The 18,079-nt window shown below is 58.4% G+C and carries 17 protein-coding genes; 5 read left to right on the top strand and 12 right to left on the bottom strand.

The features are described from left to right. The 9 genes from ABI171_RS14740 to ABI171_RS14700 all read right to left on the bottom strand — a co-directional run. Positions 1 to 882, bottom strand: an 882-nt coding sequence (locus ABI171_RS14740) for a glutamate-5-semialdehyde dehydrogenase (RefSeq protein ID WP_348093299.1), incomplete at its 3' end; no start/stop codon positions are given. 78 nt (positions 883 to 960) lie between these two features. Further along, positions 961 to 1,980, bottom strand: a complete 1,020-nt coding sequence (gene holA / locus ABI171_RS14735) for a DNA polymerase III subunit delta (RefSeq protein WP_348093298.1) — start codon at positions 1,978 to 1,980, stop codon at positions 961 to 963. A gap of 24 nt (positions 1,981 to 2,004) precedes the next feature. Further along, the gene (gene lptE, locus ABI171_RS14730; RefSeq protein ID WP_348093297.1) at positions 2,005 to 2,598 is read right to left on the bottom strand and encodes an LPS assembly lipoprotein LptE; all 594 of its coding nucleotides are present in this window, start codon (positions 2,596 to 2,598) and stop codon (positions 2,005 to 2,007) included. Between the two features lie 90 nt (positions 2,599 to 2,688). After that, entirely contained in the window at positions 2,689 to 5,334 is a 2,646-nt protein-coding gene (gene leuS / locus ABI171_RS14725) for a leucine--tRNA ligase (RefSeq protein WP_348093296.1), read from the bottom strand. Between the two features lie 316 nt (positions 5,335 to 5,650). Next, positions 5,651 to 7,192, bottom strand: coding sequence for a DUF535 family protein (locus ABI171_RS14720; RefSeq protein ID WP_348093295.1), 1,542 nt, complete (start codon positions 7,190 to 7,192; stop codon positions 5,651 to 5,653). Between the two features lie 321 nt (positions 7,193 to 7,513). Then, entirely contained in the window at positions 7,514 to 7,942 is a 429-nt protein-coding gene (locus ABI171_RS14715; RefSeq protein WP_348093294.1) for a biopolymer transporter ExbD, read from the bottom strand. Between the two features lie 56 nt (positions 7,943 to 7,998). Continuing rightward, positions 7,999 to 8,691, bottom strand: coding sequence for a MotA/TolQ/ExbB proton channel family protein (locus ABI171_RS14710; RefSeq protein ID WP_348093293.1), 693 nt, complete (start codon positions 8,689 to 8,691; stop codon positions 7,999 to 8,001). A 129-nt stretch (positions 8,692 to 8,820) separates the two neighbouring features. Continuing rightward, positions 8,821 to 9,627, bottom strand: a complete 807-nt coding sequence (dapB, locus tag ABI171_RS14705) for a 4-hydroxy-tetrahydrodipicolinate reductase (protein WP_348093292.1) — start codon at positions 9,625 to 9,627, stop codon at positions 8,821 to 8,823. A 99-nt stretch (positions 9,628 to 9,726) separates the two neighbouring features. After that, a complete protein-coding gene (locus ABI171_RS14700) occupies positions 9,727 to 10,239 on the bottom strand; it encodes an outer membrane protein assembly factor BamE (RefSeq protein WP_348093291.1) in 513 nt (170 codons plus the stop codon). Between the two features lie 131 nt (positions 10,240 to 10,370). Between ABI171_RS14700 and fur the strand changes: the two genes are divergently transcribed. Beyond that, the gene (gene fur, locus ABI171_RS14695) at positions 10,371 to 10,796 is read left to right on the top strand and encodes a ferric iron uptake transcriptional regulator (RefSeq protein ID WP_348093290.1); all 426 of its coding nucleotides are present in this window, start codon (positions 10,371 to 10,373) and stop codon (positions 10,794 to 10,796) included. A 4-nt stretch (positions 10,797 to 10,800) separates the two neighbouring features. On the opposite strand, the gene ABI171_RS14690 is transcribed toward fur, so the two are convergent. The 3 genes from ABI171_RS14690 to ABI171_RS14680 form a co-directional block, all read right to left on the bottom strand. Continuing rightward, positions 10,801 to 11,169, bottom strand: a complete 369-nt coding sequence (locus ABI171_RS14690) for a TfoX/Sxy family protein (RefSeq protein ID WP_348093289.1) — start codon at positions 11,167 to 11,169, stop codon at positions 10,801 to 10,803. A 27-nt stretch (positions 11,170 to 11,196) separates the two neighbouring features. Next, positions 11,197 to 12,219 carry a heat-inducible transcriptional repressor HrcA gene (gene hrcA, locus ABI171_RS14685; protein ID WP_348093288.1) on the bottom strand — a complete coding sequence of 341 codons (1,023 nt, stop codon included), beginning with the start codon at positions 12,217 to 12,219 and terminating at the stop codon, positions 11,197 to 11,199. Between the two features lie 87 nt (positions 12,220 to 12,306). Further along, positions 12,307 to 13,044, bottom strand: a complete 738-nt coding sequence (locus tag ABI171_RS14680; RefSeq protein WP_348093287.1) for an HAD family hydrolase — start codon at positions 13,042 to 13,044, stop codon at positions 12,307 to 12,309. Positions 13,045 to 13,165: 121 nt separating this feature from the next. Here ABI171_RS14680 and ABI171_RS14675 point away from each other — a divergent pair, with 121 nt between their 5' ends. The 4 genes from ABI171_RS14675 to grpE all read left to right on the top strand — a co-directional run bounded on the left by ABI171_RS14675 (position 13,166) and on the right by grpE (position 18,004). Next, positions 13,166 to 14,047 (top strand): NAD kinase, encoded by an 882-nt coding sequence (locus tag ABI171_RS14675; RefSeq protein WP_348093286.1) that lies wholly within the window; start codon positions 13,166 to 13,168, stop codon positions 14,045 to 14,047. 109 nt (positions 14,048 to 14,156) lie between these two features. Then, positions 14,157 to 15,827: a DNA repair protein RecN gene (recN, locus tag ABI171_RS14670; RefSeq protein WP_348093285.1), complete on the top strand. Its 1,671-nt coding sequence runs from the start codon at positions 14,157 to 14,159 to the stop codon at positions 15,825 to 15,827. 26 nt (positions 15,828 to 15,853) lie between these two features. Next, positions 15,854 to 16,960, top strand: a complete 1,107-nt coding sequence (gene hemH / locus ABI171_RS14665) for a ferrochelatase (RefSeq protein ID WP_348093284.1) — start codon at positions 15,854 to 15,856, stop codon at positions 16,958 to 16,960. A gap of 504 nt (positions 16,961 to 17,464) precedes the next feature. Then, positions 17,465 to 18,004: a nucleotide exchange factor GrpE gene (grpE, locus tag ABI171_RS14660; protein ID WP_348093283.1), complete on the top strand. Its 540-nt coding sequence runs from the start codon at positions 17,465 to 17,467 to the stop codon at positions 18,002 to 18,004. The last annotated feature ends 75 nt before the right edge of the window (positions 18,005 to 18,079 follow it).

Below are 18,079 nucleotides of genomic sequence, written 5' to 3'. Positions count from 1 at the left end.
TTGCTTGCCCTGATACAGCAAGGCCAGTTGCGGCAGTACTTGCGGCGCAATGGCGCGCGCCACCAGCAAGGTTTCCATGGTGTTGCAAGTTCCGTAACGATGGCACTTGGCGTTGAAGGCGATATTTACGGCCTTTTCCAGGTCCGCCTGGTCGTCGATATAGACGTGGCAGATGCCGTCGAGGTGCTTGATCATCGGCACCGTGGCTTCTTCGATCAGGCGCGCGATCAGGCCCTTGCCGCCGCGCGGCACGATAACGTCGACATACTGCGGCATGGTGATCAGGGCGCCGACGGCGGCGCGGTCGGTGGTGTCAACCACTTGCACCGCATCTTGCGGCAAACCGGCGCCGGCCAAGCCTTCCTGCACCAGTTTCGCCAGTGCCTGGTTGCAATGATGGGCTTCCGAGCCGCCGCGCAAAATCGTAGCGTTGCCGCTCTTGATGCAGAGGCCGGCGGCGTCCACCGTGACGTTCGGGCGGGCTTCGTAGATGATGCCGATGACGCCCAGCGGCACCCGCATCTGGCCGACCTGGATGCCGGTCGGACGGTATTTCATGTTCGAGATTTCGCCGATCGGATCAGGCAGGGAAACGATCTGTTCAAGCCCTGCGATCATGGTGGCGATCGCCTGGTCCGACAAGGTAAGGCGGTCCAGCATGGCCGGCGCCAGGCCGTTGGCGCGCGCGGCCGCCAAATCGGTTTGATTAGCGGCGCGCAGCAGATCCGCATCGCGCCGGATAGCGGCGGCAATCAAGGTCAGCGCGCGGTTTTTCACGGCAGTGTCGGCGCGCGCCATGGCGCGCGATGCGGCACGGGCGCGCTGGCCGACTGCGGTCATGTATTGTTGAATAGTCGGTTGAATACTTGATTGGATGCTCATAAGTTCTTGTCTATCCCGATTTTTCCTGATTTGCTTTTTGATTTATTTCTTGATGTTTTTGCAACTCGCGCATCTGGTTCAACTATTTTGGGCAACTTTCAGGGCCAGTTGCAGCAATGCGTCCCAGGGATCGCCGGCGAAGGCTTTGGCGCGCAAGCCCTTGACCATCTTGTCGACCTGCGCGGCATCTTTCAACGCCGCTTCCAGCGTCGCCAGGCTCAAGCGCCGCAGCGCCGGTTCCATCAATCTCTCTCGCGGTCCCCATATGCGGTATTCCTTCAGCAGCGCCGGAATCGGGCGTCCCTGGGCAGCAGCGGATTTCAGTTTCAGCAAAGTGCGGATCTCTTCGGAAACCGCCCACAGCACCAGCGGCAGGGCTTCGCCTTCGCCTTTCAAGCCATCCATCATGCGCGCCAGACGCGCGGTATCACCCACCAGCATCGCTTCATTGAGCTTGAATACATCATAGCGCGCGACATTAAGGACCGCATCGTGACACTGTTCAAAACTCAGTTTACCGGGCGGATGCAGCAAGGCCAGTTTTTGGATTTCCTGGTGCGCCGCGAGCAGGTTGCCCTCGACCCGGTCGGCGATGAAATCCAACGATTGCCGGTCCGCGCTCTGCTGCTGTGCCGCCAGGCGAACCCCGATCCAGTTCGGCAAGTGCGCCCGCTCCACCAGCGGGATATCGATATATACGGCGGCCTGTTGCAAGCTGGCGACCCAGGCTGCCTTTTGCGTCGCCCAGTCCAGTTTGGGCAAACTGATAATGGTGACGTTATCCGGATTCAGCGTCGCCGTATAGTTTTGCAAGGCCTGGCCGCCGTCTTTGCCCGGCTTGCCGCCCGGAATCCGCAATTCGATCAGCTTTTTATCGCCAAACAGCGATTGCGACTGGTTGGCCGCCAGCAGCTCGCCCCACTTGAAACTGCGGTCGACCACCAGCACGTCGCGCTCGGTGCAACCATTACTGCGCGCGCTTTTGCGGATCTTGTCGGATGCCTCCAGCGCCAGCAGATGCTCGTCGCTGGTGATCACATACAAAGGGGCCAGGGTCTTCCCCAAATGGCCGTCTAGCGCATCAAACCGCAATTGCATTGCTTACCTTTACCATTGAACCGGTTATTTGACTGGAACGTCGGCTGGCGCTGTAACCGGGGTGGTGGCAGCACCCGCAGCCGGCATCGTCACTGGCTCCTGTGGCGCGGTCTGGACCGTTTTGATTGCAGCCAATCGGCGCAGGATCTGTTGCACCATGTCGGTTTGCATGTCGCGGTACAGCAGCACTTCTTCCGCATCCTTGGACAATTCCTGCGACGAGTTATAGCTGATGTCGCGTTTCAGCGTGATCAGCGTCGGCGCCAGCAATTCTTTCTTTTGGGCGTCGATAACGTGGAAAGTCAGGCGGTAGTACAACATGTACTCGCTTGGACGGCCCGAACTGTTGAGTGTCAGGATGACTTTCTCGCGGGTCTCGCTGAGTACTGCCAGCGTGACTTCGGCGCCTTCCGCGCTTGGCAGCACTTTGGTGTTGCCGCTGGCGACGATATTACGCTTCAGCTCGATTCCCAAAGGCGAGGTCGGCGCAAAAGTCATATACAGCGAGGAGAACGGCAAGTTGGCCGAGCCGCGCAGATGAAAGCCGCAGGCGCACAGCAGCGCGCTCATGGCCAGCATCAAAGGCCAGCGCAGCCAGTTGCGGGAATCCGTAGGCATTCTGAGAGACATACTATTCGACATTCGGGTATTCCTTGTTTCAAGATTCAGGGCCGGATATTCTGATCCGGCCGCGAGACCGGCAATCGCCTAGGCGACGATATTGACCAGCTTTCCAGGCACCACGATGATTTTCTTCGGCGCGCCTTCGAGATATTTCTGCACATTCTCATTGGCCAGGGCCGCCGCTTCGATGCTGGCTTTGTCGGCGTCCTTGGCGACGGTGATGCTGCCGCGCAGTTTGCCGTTCACCTGGATCATCATTTCGATCTCGCTTTGTTCCAGGGCCTTGGCGTCCACCTCCGGCCAGCTGGCGTCGAGCAGATCGCCATGTACCGCGGCAAAGCCGAGTTCCTGCCACAAGGTGTGGGTGATGTGCGGCGCAACCGGATTCAGCACGCGCAGGAAAATCGACAAGCCTTCGGTCAGGACCGCATTGCTGGCCGGCGACTGGTCGAGCTTTGCTGCTTCCAAAGTATTCAGCATTTTCATGCATGCCGAGACCACCGTGTTGTACTGGATGCGTTTCAAGTCATGGTCGGCTTGCTGCAGGATCTTGTGGACTTCGCGGCGCAAGGTTTTTTGCGCATCGTTCAAGTCGGAGAAACTGGATTCCAGGCTTGGCACGATGCTACCCGCACGCGCATAACTGAAGGCCCAGACCCGGCGCAGGAAACGGTTGGCGCCTTCGACGCCGGTGCCCGACCATTCCAGGGTTTGTTCCGGCGGCGAGGCAAACATGGTGAACAGGCGCGCGGTGTCGGCGCCGTACTGGTCGATCTGGGCTTGCGGATCGATGCCGTTGTTTTTCGACTTCGACATCTTTTCAGTACCACCGATTTCTACCGGCGCGCCATCCGACTTCAGGATGGCCGACAGCGGCCGGCCCTTGTCGTCAAAGGTCAGGTCGACATCTTCCGGATTGTGCCAGGTCTTCTTGCCGCTGGCCTCTTCGCGGAAATAGGTTTCATTGAGCACCATGCCTTGCGTCAGCAGGTTGGTGAACGGCTCGTCGAACTTGATCAGGCCGAAGTCGCGCATGACCTTGGTCCAGAAGCGCGCGTACAGCAAGTGCAGCACGGCGTGCTCGATGCCGCCGATGTACTGGTCCATCGGCATCCAGTAATCATTGCGCGAATCGACCATGGCGTCGTTGCTCTTCGGTGAGCAATAGCGCATGTAGTACCAGGATGAATCGACGAAGGTATCCATGGTGTCGGTTTCACGGCGCGCCGGCTTGCCGCATTTCGGGCAGTCTACGTGCAGAAATTTTTCATGCTTGTTGAGCGGGTTGCCACTGCCGTCCGGCACGCAGTCTTCCGGCAAGATCACCGGCAAATCTTTTTCCGGCACCGGCACATCGCCGCAATCGCCGCAATGAATGATCGGGATCGGCGTGCCCCAGTAGCGTTGGCGCGAGATACCCCAGTCGCGCAGGCGATAGGTGATTTTCTTTTCACCCAGGCCGTGCGCGGCAAGGTCGGCGGCAACCGCATCAACCGCCTCTTGGTAGTGAAGGCCGTCATACTTGCCGGAATCGACGCAGACGCCGTTTTCCTTGTCGCCATACCATTCGTGCCAGCTTTCCTCAGAGTAGGTTTTGCCTGGCACCGCGATCACCGGACGAATTGGCAATACGTATTTCTGTGCAAACGCAAAATCGCGCTCGTCGTGCGCCGGCACGCCCATCACCGCGCCGTCGCCGTAGGTGATCAAGACGTAGTTGCCGACCCATACTTCGATTTGCTGGCCGGTCAAAGGATGCGACACGTACAATCCGGTCGGTATGCCTTTCTTTTCCATGGTCGCCATGTCGGCTTCGATCACGCTGCCCAGTTTGCATTCGGCGATGAACTCGGCCAGTTCCGGATTGGTCTTGGCGGCGAAGGTCGCCAGCGCATGTTCCGGCGCCACCGCACAGAAAGTCACGCCCTTGATGGTGTCGGCGCGGGTGGTGAATACCCACAGCTTGCCGTCCTGGATCAGCTTGCCGTCTTCCGCGATCTTGTGCGGGAAAGCGAATCTGACGCCGCTCGACTTGCCGATCCAGTTGGCCTGCATCAGGCGCACGCGTTCCGGCCAGCCCGGCAATTTGGTCTCGACGTGCTCCAGCAATTCTTCGGCGTAATCGGTGATCTTGGCGTAGTACATCGGGATTTCACGCTTTTCGATCAGCGCGCCAGAGCGCCAGCCGCGACCGTCAACCACCTGCTCGTTGGCCAGTACGGTCTTGTCGATCGGATCCCAGTTCACGGTGCCGGTCTTTTTGTAGATGATGCCTTGCTCCAGCATCTTCAGGAACATCCACTGGTTCCACTTGTAGTATTCCGGCGTGCAAGCCGTCATTTCGCGCGACCAGTCAATCGCCAGGCCCATCGCCTGCAACTGCTTTTTCATGTGTGCGATATTGGCGTAAGTCCATTGCGCCGGCGGTACGCCATTCGCCATCGCCGCATTTTCCGCCGGCATGCCGAACGCATCCCAGCCCATCGGCATCAGCACGTTGTAGCCGTTCATGCGCAGGTAGCGGTACATCACGTCATTGATGGTGTAGTTGCGCACATGGCCCATGTGCAGCTTGCCCGAAGGGTAGGGCAGCATCGAGCAGGCGTAGAACTTCTTTTTGTCCTGGCCGTTCTTGTCCTTGGCGTATTCGACGGCCTTGTAGGCGTCTATGGATTGCCAATAATCTTGTGCGGATTTTTCAACGTCGGTCGAGTTATATTTTTCTTGCATGACGGGATGAGGCTAAAAAGGTGAATGTTATTCCGCGCACATCACAAACGACGCAAACGTCGCAAGCGCCATGCTGTCGGCGGTAATGCAGGCCGGGACGAGCGGGGCGGTCTTGATCGTTCATGATGCGAATCGGAATGGGAACTTGCTGAGCCGGTGCTGTGTTTCATCATTTGCGAAACACAGCGCCATTGACTCCGAACCGATGATTATACTGGTTCGGATGCCGCTGTAGCGTATAGGACGCGTGGAGTCACGCGACGCGCGCTGACGGGCGGTAAAATCGGAGCCCGCCGGAGCTGTTGCCGAGCGCGTTTCAGGCTTGCTTGAATCCGCCGGAAAAGCCGTTCAATGCAGCCTGCACCGCGCGTTCGGTCAGGTCAATCCTCTTGCGGGCCTCCGAGCGCTTGCTGGACGGGATCGCCAGCAGGTCGGGCGCCGGAATGTCTTCGCAGGAGAGCTGGTATTCGCCATCCGGACGGCGGACGGCGCCTATTTCTTGCCAAAAATCATCATAATCGGCTAACACCTGACCTATGCGTATTTGATGGAACAGGACGCGATTTTGGTTTCCCACCAGAATCAGTTGTTTGCAACCATAGGCCCGGCCGATTTCTCTCACCAGGCGCACTATCAGGCTCTTGGGCCGCATGCCAAACATGTCGCGTGTAGCGTGGCGCACCCGTTCCTGGGCATCTGTGCCGCGTGGTCCCTGCAGGCAGCCAATGCCGATGCCTGGACTCCCTTCGCTGCCGTTAAACGTGAAAGCAACCGAGAACAAGCGCCGCTCGTCGCTGTACAGGTCTAGCGCCAGCTCACCTTCACGGTCCAGGGTGGCGATCGCCGACAGCCGGATTTCGTAGACGGCGCCGGATTTGCCATTGAAACTGCCCAGCACGTGCGGCGATTGCGCCGCTTGCAGAGTCAGGGAAGCAAGGCCTTGCCGGAAAATAAAATCGTAATGGCTGACCAGCAGGTTCATCCGATCCTGGCTGCGCAGGCGGAGCGACTGATAGGGACGGTAGATTTTTTGCAACAGCCGCGGCGTAGCTTGCGCTAGCTTGGCGTGCATCGGGGTCGCGTTCCAGTAGGCCAGCCAGCGCTGGGTCTGCTGGTAGTGAACCAGCGTGCGGATGCTGAGTTTCAGCTGCTTGGCGTAGTACGACATGCCGCGCGGCGAATGGCGCAGGCAGGTATACAAGGTGATGCGTGGCCTGTCGTGGCGGCGACCGGATTTGATCGGGGCAGGCAATGTCGAGACCAGGCGCGAGATTTCCGACAGCAGCGCCAGGTTTTGCAGGCGGCCGTTGATGAATCTGATCGCACTGTGACTGACTATTTTGCCGTATCTGGAGTTCATGGCCAGCATCATCGCCAGCGAAACCAGTCCGGCGCCGAAGATATCCAGTGGGTAGTGCATGCCGAGAAAGATCTTGGCCCAGCTGACAGCAAGCGACAGCGCGACCAGTAAAATGCCGACCCATTTGATCTTGATGGTGCGTGCGGTCCATAAGGTCAAGCCGGTAGCCAGGATGATTGCGATCGTGACGCTTGGCGTCAGGCAATGTTCGCTTTGGGTGAGGACGGCATAACGATCTTCCGTCATTGGCAGCGCGGCGGCCCACAGCAGCGGCACGATCTTACTGGCCAATACGGCTCCAGCCATGGTCACCACCGCCTTGAGAGACGTAATCCGGGTCTCTCTGCTGCCGCTGATCCACAAGGCTAGCAAGCTGGTCGGCACCAGATATACACCCCATTCAGCGATTGCCAACGCCAGCAGGAATGGCAGGCCGATGAAGCCCGGGTGCCCATTGAATGCCGACCCTAGCAGGTGATGGTAAGAGGACAGTGTCATAAGGTTCGGGCGATCAAAAGGGGGCGTGAAGTGACACAACAATTATTGTTAAATTGAAACTATTTATTGCCATCATTTATTATTGTATTTTTTTGATATATAACGATACAAATGAAAATAGAATGTTACATGTAAAAGCGGCAAGCTGCGCTATTCAATGAAAATTATTAGATTTCCAGGGGGTAAGTGGCGATGTCAGGACGACATGCCGGAATGCCGGGCGCGCTGCGGCAAGCAGCTCGCGCCAGATAACATCACAGGGGGAAGGCAGGAGCCGACATGGCCAGGCGGCCAAATGTCGACATGTAATACTGGCGAATGCTACTTGGCGTCGGTTTTGGCCGGCACGGTGACAAAGCCGATCTTGGCCAGGCCGTTGTTTTGCGCCAGCGCCATCACCTGCGCCAGGATTTCATAGCGGGTATCCTTGTCGGCGCGCAGTTGCAATTCCGGTTGCGGCTTGCTTTGCGCGGCGGCGACGATACGGTCTGCCAGCTCGTTTTCCGTCACTGCATCGTTGTTCCAGAATATCTTGCCGCTGCGGTCGATGGAGAGCGAGACGGTCTCAGGCTTCTCCGGCGCAGGCGCCGATTGCGCGCTAGGCAGGTCGACCTTGATGGCGTGAGTGAATAGCGGTGCGGTGATGATGAAAATCACCAGCAGCACCAGCATGACGTCGACCATCGGCGTGATATTGATATCCGCCATCGGCGCCTGGTTCTGATTGTCGTTGAAGCCGCCAAAAGCCATGATTTTCTCTCTGATCAGTGAAAGTGATTGTTCTTGGAGATGATCGATACAATCCGTTACTTGCCGACCCGGCTACCGGTGGTCAGGTACGCATGCAAGTCATGCGCAAACGCGTCGAGTTCCGCCAGTGTAATCCGGTTGACGCGGGTAAACGCGTTATACGCCAGCACCGAAGGAATCGCCACCACCAGCCCGAGCGCCGTCATGATCAAGGCTTCGCCGACCGGGCCGGCCACTTTGTCGATCTGGATGGTGCCGCTGGAAGACACCGCTTCCAGCGCATGATAAATACCCCAGACCGTACCGAAAAGGCCGACGAACGGTGCGGTCGAGCCTACCGACGCCAGCAAGGTCAGGCCGCTTTCCAGGCGCGACGAAACGCGATTGATTTCGCGGCGCAAGGTGCGGGTAATCAGTTCGCCCGGATCGGACGCTGCATTCAGGGATGCTGCCGGCGTGCCGGGAGCCGGCGGCTTGATTGCCGCCGCATCGGCTGCCTGGCTGGCCAGGGGTGAATAGACGTTTTCGGAATCGAAAGGCTTGATGCCGGCAATCGCCACTTCCAGCGTCGGCGCCTGCCAGAAGTCTTCCAGCGCTTTGGCGCTGCGGCGGATACGCCATGAGCTCCAGGTTTTCGACAGGATATAAAACCAGCTGACAATCGACATCAGCACCAGCACATAGGCCACCGAATGGGAAATGGCGTCAGTTTGCGCCCAGTAGCGGGCTAGTCCGAGAGATTGATCCATGGCGTCGATCCGAGAAGGTAAATCGATGTGACGCCGGTGCGGGGCGTCACAACCTTGTTACAGCAACTTATTCCCTGACGGGCACTAAGTTGGCCAAGACCGCAGTCGCAGCCAGCTCAGGAGAGAAAATCAGCGTAAGCCCAGCACGTCTTGCATATCGTACAAGCCGTTGTTTTTGTCGCTCAGGAAGCGAGCGGCGCGCAGGCTGCCATGCACGTAGGTGACGCGGCTGGAAGATTTGTGGGTGATTTCTATGCGCTCGCCGATGCCGGCAAACAGCACGGTATGATCGCCGACGATATCGCCGCCGCGAATCGCAGAAAAGCCGATCGACGACGGATCGCGTTCGCCGGTGATGCCTTCGCGCGCATAAACGGCGACATCTTCCAGCTTGCGCCCTTGTGCTTCAGCGATCACTTCGCCCATCTTCAGCGCGGTGCCGGACGGCGCGTCGACCTTGTGCCGATGATGCGTTTCGATGATTTCGATGTCGTAGCCGTGGGAAAAACTCTTGGCGGCCAGCTCCAGCAGCTTCATGGTGACGTTGACGCCGACGCTCATGTTGGGAGCGAACATGATGGCGGTTTTCTTGGCCGCTTCAGCGATCGCCGCCTTGCCGGCTTCATCGAAGCCGGTGGTGCCGATAATCATCTTGATGCCATGCGCGGCACAGTATTCCAGATGCTTCAGGGTGCCTTCAGGGCGCGTGAAATCGATCAGGTAGTCGGCATTCGCCAGGCCTTTGGCGAGATCGGCTTCGATCAGGACATTGGCTGGTTTGCCGAGAAAGGCGGCGGCGTCGCTGCCCAGCTCCCGCGCACCGGGTATGCCCAAGGCGCCGACCAGGACCGCGTCATCGGCGTTTTGAATTGCTTCGACCAGCATACGGCCCATGCGTCCCGAGGCGCCTGCAACGGCTATTTTCATCTGAGTCATGTTTAATTCGGCGATCTGAACAAAGGGGCTTCATCAATTGGGGCAAGAGCGACAGGCCGCAGCACGGCATCCGAATGGCTCCCGCCCAAAAAGTGGCTGTTAGTTTTTGGCTGGCGCAGGTGCGCTAGGCACCGACGGTGCAATCTCGACATTCTTGACGCTCTTCTTGGCTTCCGCAGCGCCGCCGGAAATCTGGTCCAGATATTCGTTTTCGGTAGGCAGGTTGCCGCCATCGATACGCGCCAGCAGGTTGCCGTTGAAGAATGCGCTGACCCGGCTGGTAGTGATTTCGCCGTTGCCCTTTTGCAGGCGGAACACATAGTCCCAGCGATTGTCGTGGAACAGGTCGGTGATCAGCGGCGTGCCGAGTGCAAAACGCACTTGTTCGCGCGTCATGCCTTCTTTAACCTGCGCCAGCATTTCCTTGGAGACAAAATTTCCCTGTTGTATATCGATACGATACGGAGAGAAAATGCCCAGGAAGCGGCGATGCTTGACGGTTTGGACGCCGCTGGTGTCGGTGACGACTGTGGCGTCGGCATTGCCGGCAGGCGCAGTGGCCGAATTGTCGGGCAACGGTGTTTTTGAAGCGCAGCCGGCCAAAGCGGCCATGATGACAACTGCAGCGGTCAAAGCGGAGGTACGTACAGGGGAGAGCAACATTCGCATAAGGATCTCAATTGATTGAGCAACTGTGCTAAAACGCTATATGATAAAGCAGATCATCCATTTGTGACCAAAACATGCCGAACAATCCATCCGAACTAAAAGCCAGCGGCCTTAAAGCCACATTGCCACGCCTTAAAATCCTGGAAATCTTCCAGAATAGCGAGGTGCGCCACCTGAGCGCCGAAGACGTCTACAAGATCTTGCTGAGCGAGAATCTTGATGTCGGTCTGGCAACTGTATACCGCGTGCTGACGCAATTCGAGCAAGCGGGCCTGTTGCAACGCAACCACTTTGAAACCGGCAAAGCCGTGTTCGAGCTCAACGAAGGCTCGCATCACGACCATCTGGTCTGCCTGGATTGCGGCCTGGTTGAAGAGTTTTACGACGAAGAAATCGAAAAGCGCCAGAAAATCGTCGCCAAGGAACATGGCTTTGAAATTGCCGATCACGCCTTGGCGTTGTATGGGCATTGCCGCGATTGCAAGAAGAAGAAAGGCTAAGCGCCTATTTTTTCACCGTGCGCGGCTTACGCACAGGCTTGGCGTTGGCCTTGCGTACCGCCGCAGCGTAAGCAAGCCGGGCCCACGGCGTCATCGCAGCGGCCGAATCCATTGCCTCTTCAGGCGTCGACCAGTAACTCATTTCGACACGCTTCCCTTTACTTTCGTAGATGAAAGGCGCGCAGCCGGCGGCCTTGAATTGAGGCCGGGTTTCTTCGTCGGTCTTGAGAAAAAGAGCGCCATCAATAACGATGCAGATCATCAAGCCATCGTGATAGACGCCATGGCCGCCGAACATCTTGCGCGCGCTTGTCGCGCCGAGCGGCGCGAGCAGTTCGCGTATGTATTCGATCAATCCGTCGTCCTGGTGCATGTCGGGAATGTGCCTTGTCAACAGGCCTTAGTTCTGGCTTAGCGCATTCGACAACAATTTTGCGGTGATATTCACGATCGGAATCACACGTTCGTAGGCCATCCGGGTCGGCCCGATCACTCCCAGCGTGCCGACGATCTTGCCGTTGACTTCATACGGCGCAGTCACCACACTCATCTCGTCCATCGGCACCAGCTGCGATTCGCCGCCGATAAAGATCTGCACGCCGGTCGCCTTGCCGGAAATGTCCAGCAACTGCATCAGCCCGGTTTTCTGCTCGAACATGTCGAACAACTTGCGCAAGGAATCCATATTGGACGACAGGTCGGTCACGCTGAGCAGGTTGCGTTCGCCCGAAATCACCACTTCGTCGCTATTGTCGTTCATGGCGTCGCTACCGGCTTCCACCGCTGCCTGCATCAGCCAGGTCATGTCGTCGCGCAGCTTGCGCAGCTCGCTCTGCAGGCGCAGCCGGACGTCGTCCAGGCTGAGGCCGCCGTAATGCTGGTTGATGTAGTTGGCCGCCTGCACCAGCTTGGCCGGGCTGTAGTCGACGTCGGTCAGCAGCAGCCGGTTCTGGACATCGCCGTTGGGGCTGACGATCACCAGCAGGATGCGTTTCTCGGAAAGCCGCAGGAATTCGATCTGCTGGAAGATCGATTCGCGCCGCGGGCTCAGCACCACGCCGGCGAAATGCGATAAAGATGACAACACCTGCGCCGCATTGGCGATGATTTTCTGCTGTGAATTGGGCTGCAGGCGCGCCTGCATCTTCGATTCCAGCGCGGATTCGTCGATCGGCTCGACCGTCAGCAGGGTATCGACAAACATACGATAGCCGCGCGGCGTCGGCACCCGGCCGGCGGAGGTATGGGGACTGGCGACGAAGCCCATCTCTTCCAGGTCCGCCATGATGTTGCGGATGGTCGCCGGCGACAGTTCCAGCCCGGAGATCTTGGACAAGGCCCGCGAGCCGACCGGCTGGCCGTCGGCGATATACCGTTCGACCAGGGCTTTGAGCAGGGTTTGAGCACGATTATCTAGTTGCATATAGGTCTATTTTAGCGAGCGCCGCGCCAAGTGCAAAACGCAACGCTTACTTGGCAAAGGCTTATGAAGCACTTATACACTGTTTTTTCAGCGAACTGCAGTTTGTTCCAGCCAGGCTTCGAGTTCATGCAAGCTGGTGCAACTGGCTTGCGGCCGGACCTCCACCGGCAGCGTGCGGCCGAAACGGTTGAGCCAGACCGCCTGTAAGCCGGCCTGCTGGGCGCCGACCACGTCCAGCAAGGGATCGTCGCCGACATACAGGGCTTCGTGCGGCGCCACCTTGAGGGCGGCGCAGGCGGCATGAAAAATTGCCGGATCGGGTTTGGCGCTGCCGAAGCTATGGGCGGCGATCGAAGCCTGGAAGTGATTGGCCAGCCCGATTTTGCCGAGATCGGCAAAGCCGTTCGATACGGTTCCCAGTGGCAGCCGCTGTTGCAAGCTGGTCAATGCCGGCCGCACATCGTCGAACGGCGTCACGGCGTGGCGCGCTTCGGAAAACACCGCCATCGCCGCATCCGCCTTGGCCGGATCTTCGCCAACCTGCTTGAGCGCTTCGGTCAGCGCAGCATGGCGCAACTGCCACAGATCGAACTTGAAAACCGGGTTGGTGGCGACCAGTTCCAGCCGCCGCTGGCGCAGGCTGTCAATCGTGAATTGGCGGCTGACCGCGCCGGCGTTTGCTTGCAGCCATTCAAACACTACTTGTTCGGCGCGTGCGATCACCGGCACGATAGGCCACAGCGTATCGTCGAGATCGAACAGGACCGCTTTGATGCTCCTTGGCTGGACGGGTAGCGAGTCGGGGGAGCGTGTTGAATTATTCATCAGAGCCTTGTGCGTATCCTTCATTGCAAGCCTAAATTATGGTCTAATCGCCAGCATGTGGCCTAAAAAAATACCATCTTCACCTTCTCAAGCGGGTGCGCCAGCGCATTTGCCGGATTCCATGCCGAAAACCATCGCGATCGTCGGCAAATATTTTGCCGCCGGCATTTCCGAATCGTTGACGGAAATCGCCGATTTCCTGCAAGGCAGGGGCCATCACGTGGTGCTGGAAACCGAGACCGCGCAGAATGTCGCACTACCGATCGCCGCCATGACGCCGGAGCAGATAGGGCGCCAGGCCGACGCCGCGATTATCGTCGGCGGCGACGGCACCATGCTGGGCATAGCGCGCCAGCTGGCGCCCTATGACGTGCCCCTGATCGGCATCAACCAGGGCCGGCTGGGGTTTATTACCGATATTTCATTGGAACGCATGCTGCCGGTGCTGGGTGAAATGCTGGACGGGAAGGTCGATTCGGAACGGCGCAGCCTGCTGCAGGGCTCGGTGGTGCGCGACGGCCAGGAAATCTTCAGCGCGCTGGCGTTCAACGATGTGGTGGTGGCGCGCGGCGCCGGCTCCGGCATGGCCGAGCTGATGGTCGAGGTCGATGGCCGCTTCATGTACAACCAGCGCTCCGACGGCCTGATCGTGGCGACGCCGACCGGGTCCACCGCCTATGCCTTGTCTGCCGGCGGCCCGCTGCTGCATCCTTCGCTGGGCGGCATCGTGCTGGTGCCGATTGCGCCGCATGCGCTGTCGAACCGGCCGATCGTGATTCCTGACAGCAGTGAAATCGTGATCGAAATCGTCAACGGCCGCGATCTCAGCGTCAATTTCGACATGCAGTCGCTGGCCAGCCTGCAGCACGGCGACCGCATCCTGATCCGGCGTTCCGAGCATACCATCACCTTTCTGCATCCGGCCGGCTGGAGCTACTACGACACCTTGCGCCAAAAGCTGCATTGGAACGAGTATCCGTCGCGCGACGGGCAGCTGAAGTAAGATACTGGTCATGTAAGCTGTTGCTGTATTTTCCTTGCGACCTGGCTACCGTTGCCGGAAGCCGGTCTGCACTATTCGACATCCATTTTTGAGCCATTCCCAGACTCCCATGCTGCGCACACTTTCCATTCGCGATTTTGTCATTGTCGATGCCATCGAGCTTGAGTTCGCCGCTGGCTTTACCGTATTCACCGGCGAAACCGGCGCCGGAAAATCGATCCTGATCGATGCTTTGGCGCTGGCGCTGGGCGGCCGGGGCGACGCCAGCGTGGTGCGCGAAGGCGCGGCCAAAGCCGACGTAACGGCAGAATTTGTCATGGCCGGCGCTGCCGATGCAGAAGTCGCCAACTGGCTGCAGAGTAATGAATTCGACAACGAAGACGGCGTGATCCTGATGCGCCGCGTGATTGACAATGCCGGCCGTTCGAAAGCCTTCATCAATGGCGTTGCCGCGACTGCCGGGCAATTGCGCGAGTTGGGTGAAATGCTGGTCGACATCCACGGCCAGCACGCCCATCAATCCTTGCTGAAGAACGACGCGCAACGGCTCTTGCTGGATGGGCAAGCCGGTTTGCCGGACGATCTGCTGACGCTGGCCGCCGCCTTCAAAAGCTGGCGCTCGCTGGCGCGCCAGCGCGAAGAATTTGAAACCAACGCCAAGAATGTCTTGTTAGAGCGAGAGCGGCTGGAGTGGCAGGTAGGCGAGCTGGAAAAGCTGGCGGTCAAGCCGGGCGAGTGGGATGAGATCACCAATGAACACAGCCGCCTGTCGCATGCCGCCAGCCTGATCGAGGGCGCGCAGGAAGCGCTCAACGTGATTTCCGAAAACGATGCCGACGACACGCCGCCGATGTTGTCGCAGCTGTCGGCGCTGAACCAGAAAATCGGCAAGCTGGTGGATGTCGACAGCAGCCTCAAGCCGGTGCTGGAAGCGCTGGAGCCGGCCCGCATCCAGTTGCAGGAAGCGGTGTATGCCTTGAACGATTACCTGAGCCGGGTCGAGCTCGATCCGGCGCGCCTGCATCAGGTGGAAGACCGGATGGAAGCGATCCATACGGCCGGCCGCAAGTTCCGCCTGGCGCCGGATGAGCTGCCGCAGGAATTGGAGACGCTGTCGGTGCAATTGCGCCAGCTGGCGGACGCCAGCGACCTCGACGCCATGCGCGCGCAAGAAGAAAAGTTGAAAGCAGGCTATCTGACGCTGGCGCAAAAAATGTCGAAGGCGCGCACCAAAGCGGCGCAGGCGCTGGGCACGGCAGTAACCGCCGCCATGCAGGATCTGAGCATGAGCGGCGGCCGTTTCGCAGTCGCGCTGAATCCTTGCGAGCCGGCCAGCTATGGCGTCGAGCAAGTCGAATTTCTGGTCGCCGGCCATGCCGGCGTCGCGCCGCGGCCGCTGGCCAAAGTGGCCTCCGGCGGCGAACTGGCGCGTATCGCGCTGGCGATTTCAGTGATTACTTCTAGCTCGACCGCCACTCCGACCCTGATTTTCGATGAAGTCGACAGCGGCATCGGCGGCGGCGTTGCTGAAGTCGTTGGGCGCTTGCTGAAGCGCCTGGGCCAGGATCGCCAGGTGTTGTGCGTCACCCATTTGCCGCAAGTCGCCAGCCAAGCCAACCAGCATTTCCAGGTCAGCAAGCAAAGCCAGGGCAACAAGACGGTCTCGGCGATCGACGGCCTCGATGCCAAGAACCGGATCGAAGAAATCGCCCGCATGCTGGGCGGCCTGGAGATCACCGCCACCACGCGCAAGCATGCGCGCGAGTTGCTGGCACTTTAACCCGCTTTTTTTCCGGATATCTGCGCATGGCATTTCTGAAAGAACCAACGTTCGCCCATGGCAAGACCAGCAAGACCGCCGTGTTGCTGGTCAACCTGGGCACGCCGGATGCGCCTACCACCAAGGCGGTGCGGCGCTACCTGAAGCAATTCCTGTCCGATCCGCGCGTGGTGGAAATCCCGCGCGCGATCTGGTGGCTGATCCTGCATTGCGTGATCCTGCCTTTCCGTTCGAGCAAGTCAGCCCATAAATACGCCTCGATCTGGACCAACGACGGCTCGCCGCTGAAAGTTCACACTAGCAAACAGGCCACTCTGTTGCGCGGCTATCTGGGCCAGCGCGGGCATCAGGTGAAAGTGGACTATGCCATGCGTTATGGCAGCCCGGCGATAGGCGAAGTGCTGGAGCAGCTAAAAGCCGACGGTTGCGACCGGGTCCTGGTGCTACCGGCTTATCCGCAGTATTCGGCGACCACCACGGCATCGATCTATGACGCCGTATTCGCCCACTATGCGCAAGTGCGCAACGTGCCGGAACTGCGCTTCATCAAGCATTACCACGATCATGAAGCCTACATCCAGGCTCTGAAAGAATCGGTATTGGCGTATTGGGCGATGCATGGTACGCCGGACAAGCTGATCATGAGTTTTCACGGCGTGCCGAAGCGCACTTTGTTGCTGGGCGATCCTTATCATTGCGAATGCCAGAAGACTGCGCGTTTGCTTGCGCAACAGCTGGGCCTGGGGTCTGAGCAATATCAACTGACCTTCCAGTCGCGCTTCGGCAAGGCCGAATGGCTGCAGCCATATACCGCGCCGACTTTGCAGAAACTGGCGAAACAGGGCGTTGGCCGGGTCGACGTCATGTGCCCGGGCTTCACCAGCGATTGCCTGGAGACCTTGGAAGAGATCGCGATCGAAGCCAAGCAGGATTTCCTGCGCGCAGGCGGCAAGGAATTTCACTTCATCGCCTGCCTGAACCAGGCGCCAAGCTGGATTTCGGCCATAGCGACCATGGTCGAGGAGCAACTGATCGGCTGGCCGACGCATCTGGCGGAGGGGGAGCGGGAAGAGTTGAAGCAGCAGGCAGAAGTGTCAAGAAAACAAGCGCTGAGCCTGGGCGCGAGCCAATAAGCGGGTTTGCCGGCTGCAGAAATTTCAGCTGCAAATGCGCCGCTGGGGCAAGGCGCAACTATAATAAGCGCCCGAATGCAGGGATGAAAAACAAGAAATTGCTTATTTTGCAAGCACCGGCAAGCCTGGTGCAGAATGCAGAATCTAGTACAGCGCCACCAATTGCGAATAGCTGATCATGCCAGCGGCGAGCAAAGTGTAGATCACCAGAAATGCGGAAATTAACGACAGTTTCACGATATTCCCCTTTTTGTTAGTGGGGCATGAACTCTCCCGAAGAGCTCGTTCTTGCTTCTACCACGCTTTCAGGATAGCTCCGATGTGGCGTTGCAGCAAACCCGCTTCTGGTAAATTTTGTTTCAAATTGTTGCCAGAATCCGTATTTAACGGGCGCGCCGCTTTTTATCCGCCGGAAGAGGTTTTTTTAACCCTTGAAAAAGTAAGGGCATAGCCTCATTTGGACTGCTACAGGTTAGTAAGTTATTGATTGTTGGAGATTTTTGAATGGAACACATGGAAAATCAGAACGAGCAGGCACAGACAGAAAAAAACTCTGTTGCCGAAGATGTAACGGTAATTCCTGAGTCGGCGCTGGAAGTACAGCTGTCGGAAGCCCAAGCCAAGATCGCGGAAATGCAAGATGCTTTCCTGCGCGCTAAAGCCGAATCGGAAAACATCCGCCGCCGTGCCCAGGAAGATATTGCGCGTGCGCACAAATTTGCGATCGAAGGTTTTGCCGAAGCGTTGGTGCCGGTCAAGGACAACCTTGAAATGGCACTGAAAATCGAAACCCCTTCGCTGGAATCGCTCAAGGAAGGCGTGGAAATGACGCTGAAACAGCTGTCGTCCGCTTTCGAAAGAAATCGTTTACTGGAAATCTCGCCTGCGGTTGGCGACAAGCTGGATCCGATGAAGCACCAGGCGATTTCGACCGTGCCTGCCGAGCAGGACGCCAACACCGTGGTAACTGTATTGCAAAAGGGCTACACCATTGCCGACCGCCTGCTGCGGCCTGCGCTGGTTGTCGTGGCACAAGGAAAATAGAAAAAAAGCCGCGAGTGAGAGAATTTGCGCTTGAAAGCGCACTTTCCCTCCCTATATTCAGACCATCAAAACATT

Source organism: Collimonas sp., assembly GCF_039923675.1.
Lineage (GTDB): Bacteria > Pseudomonadota > Gammaproteobacteria > Burkholderiales > Burkholderiaceae_D > Collimonas.
This window is presented reverse-complemented; position numbering and strand designations above follow the sequence as displayed.

Bases quoted from the DNA above. Each gene is read 5' to 3' on its own strand.
- holA (WP_348093298.1), bottom strand. From the start codon at position 1,980: ATGCAATTGCGGTTTGATGCGCTAGACGGCCATTTGGGGAAGACCCTG.
- lptE (WP_348093297.1), bottom strand. From the start codon at position 2,598: ATGCCTACGGATTCCCGCAACTGGCTGCGCTGGCCTTTGATGCTGGCC.
- leuS (WP_348093296.1), bottom strand. From the start codon at position 5,334: ATGCAAGAAAAATATAACTCGACCGACGTTGAAAAATCCGCACAAGAT.
- ABI171_RS14720 (WP_348093295.1), bottom strand. From the start codon at position 7,192: ATGACACTGTCCTCTTACCATCACCTGCTAGGGTCGGCATTCAATGGG.
- ABI171_RS14715 (WP_348093294.1), bottom strand. From the start codon at position 7,942: ATGGCTTTTGGCGGCTTCAACGACAATCAGAACCAGGCGCCGATGGCG.
- ABI171_RS14710 (WP_348093293.1), bottom strand. From the start codon at position 8,691: ATGGATCAATCTCTCGGACTAGCCCGCTACTGGGCGCAAACTGACGCC.
- dapB (WP_348093292.1), bottom strand. From the start codon at position 9,627: ATGACTCAGATGAAAATAGCCGTTGCAGGCGCCTCGGGACGCATGGGC.
- ABI171_RS14700 (WP_348093291.1), bottom strand. From the start codon at position 10,239: ATGGCCGCTTTGGCCGGCTGCGCTTCAAAAACACCGTTGCCCGACAAT.
- fur (WP_348093290.1), top strand. From the start codon at position 10,371: ATGCCGAACAATCCATCCGAACTAAAAGCCAGCGGCCTTAAAGCCACA.
- ABI171_RS14690 (WP_348093289.1), bottom strand. From the start codon at position 11,169: ATGCACCAGGACGACGGATTGATCGAATACATACGCGAACTGCTCGCG.
- hrcA (WP_348093288.1), bottom strand. From the start codon at position 12,219: ATGCAACTAGATAATCGTGCTCAAACCCTGCTCAAAGCCCTGGTCGAA.
- ABI171_RS14680 (WP_348093287.1), bottom strand. From the start codon at position 13,044: ATGAATAATTCAACACGCTCCCCCGACTCGCTACCCGTCCAGCCAAGG.
- ABI171_RS14675 (WP_348093286.1), top strand. From the start codon at position 13,166: ATGCCGAAAACCATCGCGATCGTCGGCAAATATTTTGCCGCCGGCATT.
- recN (WP_348093285.1), top strand. From the start codon at position 14,157: ATGCTGCGCACACTTTCCATTCGCGATTTTGTCATTGTCGATGCCATC.
- hemH (WP_348093284.1), top strand. From the start codon at position 15,854: ATGGCATTTCTGAAAGAACCAACGTTCGCCCATGGCAAGACCAGCAAG.
- grpE (WP_348093283.1), top strand. From the start codon at position 17,465: ATGGAACACATGGAAAATCAGAACGAGCAGGCACAGACAGAAAAAAAC.